The sequence below is a fragment of the Kiloniella sp. genome (genome assembly GCF_965205715.1).
GTDB lineage: Bacteria > Pseudomonadota > Alphaproteobacteria > Kiloniellales > Kiloniellaceae > Kiloniella.
Window position 1 is genome coordinate 410,695 of record NZ_CBDBHW010000001.1, and the last position, 8,822, is coordinate 419,516.

Annotated in this window: 9 protein-coding genes and 1 pseudogene; 7 read left to right on the top strand and 3 right to left on the bottom strand. The window is 44.3% G+C overall.

Annotated features, from left to right (window positions below; genetic code table 11):
• Positions 1-189 precede the first annotated feature (189 nt).
• The 5 genes from ACOGW3_RS02080 (at position 190) to ACOGW3_RS02100 (ending at position 5,879) form a co-directional block, all read left to right on the top strand.
• Positions 190-2,937 carry a chemotaxis protein CheW gene (locus ACOGW3_RS02080; protein ID WP_419901433.1) on the top strand — a complete coding sequence of 916 codons (2,748 nt, stop codon included), beginning with the start codon at positions 190-192 and terminating at the stop codon, positions 2,935-2,937.
• Positions 2,938-2,989: 52 nt separating this feature from the next.
• Complete coding sequence (locus ACOGW3_RS02085) at positions 2,990-3,445, top strand: chemotaxis protein CheW (protein WP_419901434.1); 456 nt, start codon at positions 2,990-2,992, stop codon at positions 3,443-3,445.
• Positions 3,446-3,508: 63 nt separating this feature from the next.
• Positions 3,509-3,874 carry a response regulator gene (locus tag ACOGW3_RS02090; protein ID WP_419901435.1) on the top strand — a complete coding sequence of 122 codons (366 nt, stop codon included), beginning with the start codon at positions 3,509-3,511 and terminating at the stop codon, positions 3,872-3,874.
• A gap of 11 nt (positions 3,875-3,885) precedes the next feature.
• Positions 3,886-5,040: a protein-glutamate methylesterase/protein-glutamine glutaminase gene (locus ACOGW3_RS02095; RefSeq protein WP_419901450.1), complete on the top strand. Its 1,155-nt coding sequence runs from the start codon at positions 3,886-3,888 to the stop codon at positions 5,038-5,040.
• The gene (locus ACOGW3_RS02100; protein ID WP_419901436.1) at positions 5,037-5,879 is read left to right on the top strand and encodes a CheR family methyltransferase; all 843 of its coding nucleotides are present in this window, start codon (positions 5,037-5,039) and stop codon (positions 5,877-5,879) included. Before ACOGW3_RS02095 ends, ACOGW3_RS02100 begins: the two co-directional genes overlap by 4 nt.
• Before the next feature lie 126 nt (positions 5,880-6,005).
• On the opposite strand, the gene ctrA is transcribed toward ACOGW3_RS02100, so the two are convergent.
• Positions 6,006-6,719, bottom strand: coding sequence for a response regulator transcription factor CtrA (ctrA, locus tag ACOGW3_RS02105; protein ID WP_419901437.1), 714 nt, complete (start codon positions 6,717-6,719; stop codon positions 6,006-6,008).
• Between the two features lie 312 nt (positions 6,720-7,031).
• Here ctrA and fliI point away from each other — a divergent pair.
• Positions 7,032-7,748 (top strand): annotated as a pseudogene (fliI, locus tag ACOGW3_RS02110) (flagellum-specific ATP synthase FliI); the annotation flags it as partial.
• 26 nt (positions 7,749-7,774) lie between these two features.
• Here fliI and ACOGW3_RS02115 read toward each other — a convergent pair.
• Both ACOGW3_RS02115 and ACOGW3_RS02120 read right to left on the bottom strand, forming a co-directional pair.
• Positions 7,775-8,287, bottom strand: a complete 513-nt coding sequence (locus tag ACOGW3_RS02115; RefSeq protein ID WP_419901438.1) for a transposase — start codon at positions 8,285-8,287, stop codon at positions 7,775-7,777.
• A complete protein-coding gene (locus ACOGW3_RS02120; protein WP_419901439.1) occupies positions 8,284-8,418 on the bottom strand; it encodes a hypothetical protein in 135 nt (44 codons plus the stop codon). The genes ACOGW3_RS02115 and ACOGW3_RS02120 overlap by 4 nt, the downstream gene beginning before the upstream one ends.
• Here ACOGW3_RS02120 and ACOGW3_RS02125 point away from each other — a divergent pair.
• Positions 8,405-8,822, top strand: a 418-nt coding sequence (locus tag ACOGW3_RS02125) for a helix-turn-helix domain-containing protein (protein WP_419901440.1), incomplete at its 3' end; no start/stop codon positions are given. The genes ACOGW3_RS02120 and ACOGW3_RS02125 overlap by 14 nt on opposite strands.

Below are 8,822 nucleotides of genomic sequence, written 5' to 3' on the forward strand. Positions count from 1 at the left end.
CGTGTTAAAATTATATCTCTAGGGCTTTAAAATCATTAAATTATGTAACTTTCCATTTAAAGTTAACAAAGGATGGCGATTGGGTAAGAGGTTATTAATCTTCCTTTGCCAAGCTTGTGCATGAATGAATAGCGGTTCGCAGTAAAATTGCGTCCCTAGTGTTGATCAAGATGGAATGGAAGCACAGTTATGGATGATCTTTTGAGCGAGTTTCTAACTGAGACCGGAGAAGGCCTCACGACACTCGATGTGGAACTTGTTAAGCTCGAACAGAACCCAAACGACAGTGAATTGCTGGGTAATATATTCCGGTTAATGCATACCATTAAAGGAACCTGTGGGTTCCTAGGGCTACCAAGACTCGAATCTGTAGCTCATGCCGGCGAAAACATCATGAATAAATTTCGTGATAAAGAACTGGCCGTTACACCCATTGGTGTTTCGCTTATTTTGGAATGCTTAGACCAAATTCGAGATATTCTACAAACGTTAGAAGCGACTGAAAAAGAGCCGGAAGGTGATGACTCCGATCTTATAAGTCGTTTGAATGCCCACGCTGATGGTGCGGACCAATCTACAGCTCCCGAGGTTGATGCTCCAGCCCCAGCTCCTGTAGAAATTTCCGTTGATGATGCAGATGACGATGAAGAAGACGAGCTTGAAAAAGCATTCCGTGAAGCTCTTGGCCCTGATGAGCTAGCTGCTCAAATGGCTGAAGAAGCTGCGGTCGAAGCACCTGAACCCGTTGCTGAGGTTGTTGAGCTTAAACCAGCTCCCGCGCCAGCACCAAAGGCAGAAGCGAAAAAAGCCGCGCCTCCTGCTCCGGCAGCAGAGTCTGGTTCGTCGCTTGCCAATCAGTCTATCCGGGTGAGTGTGGAAGTTCTTGAAAATCTAATGACAATGGTTTCTGAATTGGTCTTGACCCGGAACCAGACACTACAGATTTTGCGGGCCCACAAGGAAAGTGATTTTGCCACTCCATTACAACGATTAAATCATGTGGTTTCGGATTTGCAAGAAGGGGTGATGAAAACCCGTATGCAACCGATCGGAAACGCATGGGCCAAATTACCGCGTATCATTCGTGATCTATCGCATGAATTAGACAAAAAAATTGACCTCGTGATGAAGGGGGCTGAAACAGAGCTTGATCGACAAGTGCTCGAGCTGATCAAGGATCCTCTAACCCATATGGTTAGAAATTCAGCAGATCATGGCCTTGAAATGCCCGATGAGCGTATCGCGGCTGGCAAACCTGAAACTGGGCAGGTCATTCTTAATGCTTATCATGAAGGCGGCCACATCATTATTCAAATTTCAGATGATGGTAAAGGGCTGAATACGGACCGTATCAAAGCCAAGTGTGTTGAAAATGGCTTGGCATCCGAAGTCGACATGGAAAGTATGAATGATCAGCAAATTCAACAATTTATCTTTAAACCTGGGTTCTCAACCGCAGCTGAAGTAACGGCTGTATCAGGGCGTGGTGTTGGTATGGATGTGGTCCGTACTAATATTGAGAAAATTGGCGGTACTGTTGAACTTAATTCTACAGAGGGTAAAGGGACTATTTTCACCATCAAAATCCCTCTGACTCTGGCAATTGTATCTGCTCTTATTGTTGAGTGCTGCAAAGAAAGATTTGCAATTCCGCAGCTTTCTGTTGTTGAACTGGTCCGCACATCTGCACATTCCGAGCACAAAATCGAACATATTAACGAAACACCTGTGCTTCGTTTACGTAACCGTTTGCTCCCCCTTGTAACCCTGCGAGACCTTTTGAAACTGACGGATCCAGAAGCCGAGGCTGAAGCTGAAGTTGAAGTGGATGAAGATGGCGTCGTTAAAATGCGAGAAGACAACTTCATAGTTGTTTCTCAAGTGGGCACTTATACATTTGGTATCATTGTCGATCGGGTATTTGATACTGAAGAGATCGTTGTTAAGCCGGTTGCTCCAATCCTGCGGGATATTCAGTTGTTTTCTGGTAATACAATCCTGGGTGATGGTGCCGTGGTCATGATTCTTGATCCAAACGGTATCGCCGCTGCAACAGGTGAAATTGCCGTAGCAGATGCAGACATGGGTGGATACGAAGATCGCCATGCCGCTGCGGGTGAAGAGAAAGTGGCAATGCTTGTGTTCCGTTCTGGAGAGGGGGCGCCAAAAGCAGTTCCACTGGCATTGATTGCCCGACTTGAAGAAATTGATCTTGCAAAAGTTGAAAGTTCTGGTGGACAGCATGTTGTTCAATATCGTGGTCAACTCATGCCGCTGATACCAATGCAACCTGAAATGCAATTGGAGAGCGAAGGACGGCAACCTGTTCTTGTCTTCTCTGATCGTGAACGTTCTATGGGACTGGTGGTCGATGAAATCATTGATATTGTCGAAGATCGTATGAATGTTGAGCTCAGCGCAGAAAAACAGGGTTATATCGGCAGTGCTATTATTGCTGAAAAGGCGACAGATGTTGTTGATGCAGGGTTTTTCCTTACTCAGGCTTATCCTGACTGGTTTGGATCTGAGTCGGGTAAAGAAAACTTTGAAAGTGACCGTTCAAAAATCTTGCTCGTTGATGACAGTCCTTTCTTCCGTAACTTGTTAATGCCAATGCTTTCTGTCGCTGGTTATGATGTTAAAGCCGTCGAATCAGCGAGTGAAGCCCTATCTCTTTGTGAGGAAGGGGAAAAATTTGATGTCATTGTTTCCGACATTGAAATGCCTGGTATGAACGGGTTTGAATTTGCTGAAGCTGTGCAGGAAGATCACCGTTGGTCCAAAACGCCGATGGTTGCGCTTTCTGCTTTTGCGTCGCCTGCGGATTTGGTCCGAGGCCGTGCAGCAGGGTTTAGGGATTATGTTTCTAAGACAGATCGTGACGCATTGTTAACGACACTTCAGGATACCATCGCAGAACTCAAGGGTGCTGCCTGAGATAAAACCTGAGATGATTAGCCTGAGATGATTAGATAGAAAGAATGATGTTGTGAGTGATAGCTACCAAGAAAACGAAGATTTTGTCACTTTCTTTATTGCAGGCCAACTCTTTGGCGTACCTGTATTGAGAGTTCAAGATATCATCAATCCGCAACGAATTACGCCAGTTCCTTTGGCTCCGCCTGAAATTGCCGGATCGTTGAATTTACGAGGACGTATCGTAACGGCGATTGATGTTCGTAAAAGATTGGGCTTACCTGCACGAGAAGATAAGGATTGTATGAGTATCGTTGTTGAAAATGGCAATGATCTATATAGTTTAATGGTCGATAGTGTCGGGGAAGTTCTTGATGTAGACGAGACATCCTTCGAACGTAATCCTCCAACCCTTGATCAGCGTTTTAGGGATTATTCCCAGGGAATTTATCGACTGGATGGAAAGTTATTGGTGATCCTGGATGTGAACCGCTTCTTGGATTATGGCCGTAGTGCTGACGCAGCATAATTGCCTCTCCCGGCATACTGAGATTAGAAATTTGATTATTGGAAAACAAGTTGGAGCAATAGTATGAAGACCTGTTTGGTTGTTGATGACTCCAAAGTAGTGCGAATGGTCGCCCGAAAAATTCTCGAAGGATTGAATTTTCAGGTTGAAGAAGCAGAAGATGGCCAAAAGGCCCTGGATGCGTGTAATGCATCTATGCCCGACGCGGTGTTACTGGATTGGAACATGCCTGTCAAAGATGGGTTGGAGTTTCTAAAAGATCTTCGGGTGTTACCGGACGTGGAGCAGCCAATCGTCGTGTTTTGCACCACAGAAAATGATATGCAACACATTCAACAGGCCATTGCCGCTGGCGCTAATGAATACATTATGAAGCCATTTGATAGTGATATCATTGAATCAAAATTTATACAGGTGGGCCTTATTTAATGCCCTTGTCCATGAATTCATCCACTACTGGTAATGTTACTAAGTCCGATAATGCCTATCGGGTCATGGTTGTCGATGATTCTGCTGTTATACGTGGGCTCCTTACCCGTATCCTTGAAAGCGATCCAAACGTTTCTGTTGTTGAGTCCGTGCCTAATGGTGAGGTCGCTGTTAAGCGTTTAGGTAGCCGGGAAATTGACGTCATCGTTCTGGATATCGAAATGCCAGTAATGGATGGTTTGACTGCTCTTCCGAAATTGCTTGAGGTCAAGCCCAGTGTCCAGATTATCATGGCATCAACCTTAACACGGAAAAACGCTGAAATTAGTTTGCGAGCCATGCGATTGGGGGCAGCCGATTATATCCCAAAACCAACGAGCTCTGGTGCCTTAACCAAAGCGAGTGACTTTAAGTTCGAGTTGGTTGAAAAGGTGAAGGCTCTAGGACAAGTAGCGCGAGTTGGTAAAAAGGAACCTCTTCCAAGCGACAGTGCTGCACCAAGGAAACCTAAAGCAAATCTCGTAGCTGAAACACCGACGAGCTTGTACCCAAATAAACAGATTTCTTTACGAAAAGAAGCGATTCAAAAGCCTGACCTCTTGGCAATTGGTAGTTCTACCGGGGGGCCACAAGCTTTATTTGATGTGCTTGGCAATTTAGGAGTTATTTCGCAGCCTGTTGTTATTACTCAACATATGCCTGCGACTTTTACTGCATTACTTGCAGAGCATATTTCCCGTGTTGCAGATATGCCAAGTAAAGAAGGTGAAGATGGTGAAGTTCTTAAAGGTGGGCATATCTACCTTGCGCCAGGCGGCTACCATATGGTTTTTGAAATAAAAGGGACTGATACAATTATTCGGTTAAACCAAGATCCCCCGGAGAATTTTTGCCGGCCAGCGGTTGATCCGATGTTGAGAAGTCTGTCCAAAATTTACGGCTCTCGTCTTCTCGTCCTTATATTAACAGGTATGGGAAGCGATGGTTTACGAGGTTCCGAAGTTGTGACTGCCGCTGGTGGTTCAGTCATCGCTCAGGACGAACAAACAAGTGTCGTCTGGGGTATGCCTGGTGCTGTTGCAACTGCTGGTCTTTGTTCTTCAGTAATTCCAGTTAAGGAAATAGCTTCTAATGTACGACAACTTGTTTTGAGGTCGGCGGCATGAACGTGAGTGATTTCGATTATATTTCCCAGTTTCTTAAGAAACGTTCCGGGCTAGTTTTAAGCCAAGACAAAGCATATTTGCTGGAAAGTCGTTTGAACCCAGTGGCTAGAAAATATGGCCTGAGTGGTTTTGACGAGCTGGTCCAAAAAGTCAGAGCGACGAACGACGAACGTATTCTTAGTGATATTACAGAAGCAATGACGACAAATGAATCGTTCTTCTTCCGTGATCAAAAACCATTCGACCAATTTCGTGATCTTGTATTGCCGCATATGCTCGAAAAGAGAGCAACCAATAAGACGATAAGAATCTGGTCTGCAGCCTGTTCAAGTGGGCAAGAGCCTTATACGTTGGCGATGCTTTTAAAAGAAGCAGGAGCTGCGCTTGCTGGATGGAAGATAGAAATCATTGCGACAGATTTGTCCAATGACATCCTGGATAAAGCCAAAGAAGGGGTTTATACGCAGTTTGAAGTACAAAGAGGGTTGCCAATTAATCTTCTTGTGAAGTACTTCCAGCAAGCCGGTGATCGTTGGCAGATTGATAGCTCTATTCGAAACATGGTGACCTTCAAGCCATTTAACCTGCTCGAAAGTCCTTCGTTGTTAGGTAAGTTTGACATCGTTTTTTGCCGGAATGTTCTTATTTATTTTGAGCAGGCAACAAAATCGGCAGTGCTTAAAAATATTGCTAAGCAGATGCCTGATGATGGGTTCTTATATCTTGGGGGGGCCGAAACCGTACTTGGCATTTCTGACGATTTCCAATTAATCCCAGGTAAACGCGGAATTTATGGCTTGGTTCGCAATGGCGAGGCCGTTAACCGGGCTACAGCTTAAAAGACCAATCCTTCGATAAAAGAAAAGCCCGGAACTGAAATATCGTTCCGGGCTTTTTTTATAAATTTTACAAATCCGATATTGGTAAAATTTGAGAGATGTATTCGCTCTGGGGTACTTCCTATCCTAGGCCGAAACCAAATGTGGTGTATCTACGCTTTGTTCTACGGGATCTCTGAGAACATAACCTCTGCCCCAAACGGTTTCGATGTAGTTTTCACCGCCTGTTGCATTGGAAAGTTTCTTACGTAACTTGCATACAAATACGTCAATAATCTTCAATTCAGGCTCATCCATGCCACCATAGAGATGGTTTAAGAACATTTCTTTTGTCAAAGTTGTTCCTTTTCTCAAGGAAAGAAGCTCCAGGATTCCGTATTCTTTACCCGTTAGGTGAAGTAATTTGTTTTCAACTTCTACAGTACGGGTATCCAGATTAACTTTGAGCTTGCCGGTATTAATGACAGAGGCTGCGTGCCCTTTTGAACGACGTACTATAGCTTGAATTCGCGCGATGAGTTCACGTTTGTCAAAAGGTTTGGTCAAATAATCATCTGCGCCAAAGCCCAGACCTTTGATTTTGTCGTCCAGGCCATTGAGACCGGATAGGATCAAGATGGGAGTTTCTACTCTCGATGCTCTTAAACGGCGAATAACTTCGTATCCATCCATGTCTGGGAGCATTAGGTCCAAAATAATAATGTCGTAATCGTAGATTTTGCCAATCTCAAGACCATCTTCACCCATATCTGTTGAGTCGCAGACATATCCTTCCGACTTCAGCATCATTTCGATACCTTGGGCTGTAGGGGCATCATCTTCTACTAACAGGACTCGCATAATAATTTCCGGTCATTAATGTTGGTTAAACGAATATGAATGTTGTTAACCATTTTCGGTAAGGAATATTAACAAAACCTTACCAGAATCCTTTCTGCTTTGGAAAATTGGGCGAAATTTGTGTTTTATTTTATTAAAACGCGAATTATTTTTTGAATTTTGATTTTTTAGAAAGAATCACTGATTAAGCTGGTATTAAGTTGATTGCAGGATAATCGTGTCGCAATGAGTCAAAACGATCCTCTTAGGCTCTAAGTTTTTAGTCTTCGTGATCACAATTTTTTAATTTTTAATTATAGGTAGAATTCGGGAATGCCTCTTAAAAGTTTGGCGAGAGAAATTTCAGAACTTTCTGATTATCAAATTTACGGGAGAGTGTCCGGTGTTTTGGGCATGCTTGTTGAACTCTCTGGTCTTGACCGTCTTTTGGTTATTGGATCTCGTTGTATCCTGATTGCAAGAGATAACCGGCGGGTACCTTGTGAGGTTATTGGATTTAGACAAGGCCATGCACTCTTGCTTCCATTTGGTTCTCTTGATGGCATTGGATTGGGGTGTAAAGCTTTACTCGCTTCAAGTGAACCCACTATTCATCCATCAGAGGCTTGGTTAGGAAGGGTTGTGAACGCCTTGGGAGAGCCCATTGATGGCAAAGGTCCCCTGCCGATGGGTCCTGATCCCTACAAGGTAAGGCGATCGCCTCCTCCAGCCCATGGGAGACAAAGGGTTGGCAGTAAAATTGATTTGGGTGTACGAGCAATTAATACATTTTTGTCCTGTTGTCAGGGACAAAGGATGGGGATTTTTGCAGGCTCAGGTGTCGGTAAATCGGTTCTTCTATCTATGCTGGCGAGATATACTTCTCTTGATGTTAATGTCATCGGGCTTATTGGAGAGCGTGGCCGGGAAGTACAGGAGTGGCTGGAAGATGACCTAGGGCCTGAAGGACTTGCACGTTCAGTTGTTGTCGTGGCGACATCTGATGAACCTCCTTTGATGCGTCGTCAGGCTGCTTATATGACGATGGCGGCACTTCTCCGCTTTGTTGAGTAGATTTAGGATTTCAAATAGAGCATAGATTGATTATCTGGAATGGATGATTGTCTAATTTTGAGTTTGAAGTATTCGGTATCCTTGATGCCTCTGGCTCGCTTACGGATCATTCCTATACTGACATTACCAGCCTCTATCCTGGCGCTTGTGAGCTTGTGTTTGGCGTAGTTGCAGATGCCCACACAATGTTTCCGTAGGGATTTCGCGAACTTTTTTAGATAGAGCATCTGTGACTGATCTGCTATCAGGCACCAACGTTCCAGTTGCTCCGCCATCGCCTCAAATGAAGCGGCACTCCACAGCAGCTGAAGCTGTTCTTTCAAGACGTAAAGTGCATTCAGGTTGCTATTGCTCTCCAGCAACCTTTGCAGCTTGTCACTTTGTTTTTCACTCAACTTATCCGCATTTTTGAGCAACAGATAATGTGTCCCTTTCATCAACTCTTTACCACTTGGATCGGCCTTTCTGAACTCAAGTCGACGCTGATTATGGATAGCTTTGCTGTAGTTTTTCATGACGTGGAAACGGTCAAATACTGGCTCTTCTCCGCTTTGTTGAGTAGAAAAAGATGCCGACCTCCAAGTAACCTGTTGATATGTATGGTTTCTGATAACTTTACATAGAGCAGGTATATGACAATCAACATCTCGCAGCATATTTTAGGCCTCAAAGGGCAACGTGTAAATGAAATTAAACTGGATGAGGGAAGCATCAACCAGCATGTCCGCCGACAAGTAAACGACATCCCCCTTTTTGGGTATCCTTGTGTGGTCGAGATTGAGCTGGCGCAGGTTTATATTAACAAGGGCGAACGCCGCATTGAGGGGTGTGATTTTGTTGATAAAGGGTGCCGTTTCACTCACCGATTTTGCCGACTGATCAGTGGATTATGTCGGCATATGTCTATTCAAGCGGTTTCCAGACATTTGGATATACGATGGGAAACGGTCAAGAATATCGACAGGGCATACCTTATTGAAACTCTCCCTACGCTTGATCCTGCAGAGCTAACTGGCTTGGAATATATTGGTGTAGATGAAGTTGCCCGGG

What these genes read in the sequence shown, in the direction of transcription:
- ACOGW3_RS02080 (WP_419901433.1), top strand. Translation starts at nt 190, where the DNA reads ATGGATGATCTTTTGAGCGAGTTTCTAACTGAGACCGGAGAAGGCCTC.
- ACOGW3_RS02090 (WP_419901435.1), top strand. Translation starts at nt 3,509, where the DNA reads ATGAAGACCTGTTTGGTTGTTGATGACTCCAAAGTAGTGCGAATGGTC.
- ACOGW3_RS02095 (WP_419901450.1), top strand. Translation starts at nt 3,886, where the DNA reads ATGAATTCATCCACTACTGGTAATGTTACTAAGTCCGATAATGCCTAT.
- ACOGW3_RS02100 (WP_419901436.1), top strand. Translation starts at nt 5,037, where the DNA reads ATGAACGTGAGTGATTTCGATTATATTTCCCAGTTTCTTAAGAAACGT.
- ctrA (WP_419901437.1), bottom strand. Translation starts at nt 6,719, where the DNA reads ATGCGAGTCCTGTTAGTAGAAGATGATGCCCCTACAGCCCAAGGTATC.
- ACOGW3_RS02115 (WP_419901438.1), bottom strand. Translation starts at nt 8,287, where the DNA reads ATGAAAAACTACAGCAAAGCTATCCATAATCAGCGTCGACTTGAGTTC.
- ACOGW3_RS02120 (WP_419901439.1), bottom strand. Translation starts at nt 8,418, where the DNA reads ATGTTGATTGTCATATACCTGCTCTATGTAAAGTTATCAGAAACCATA.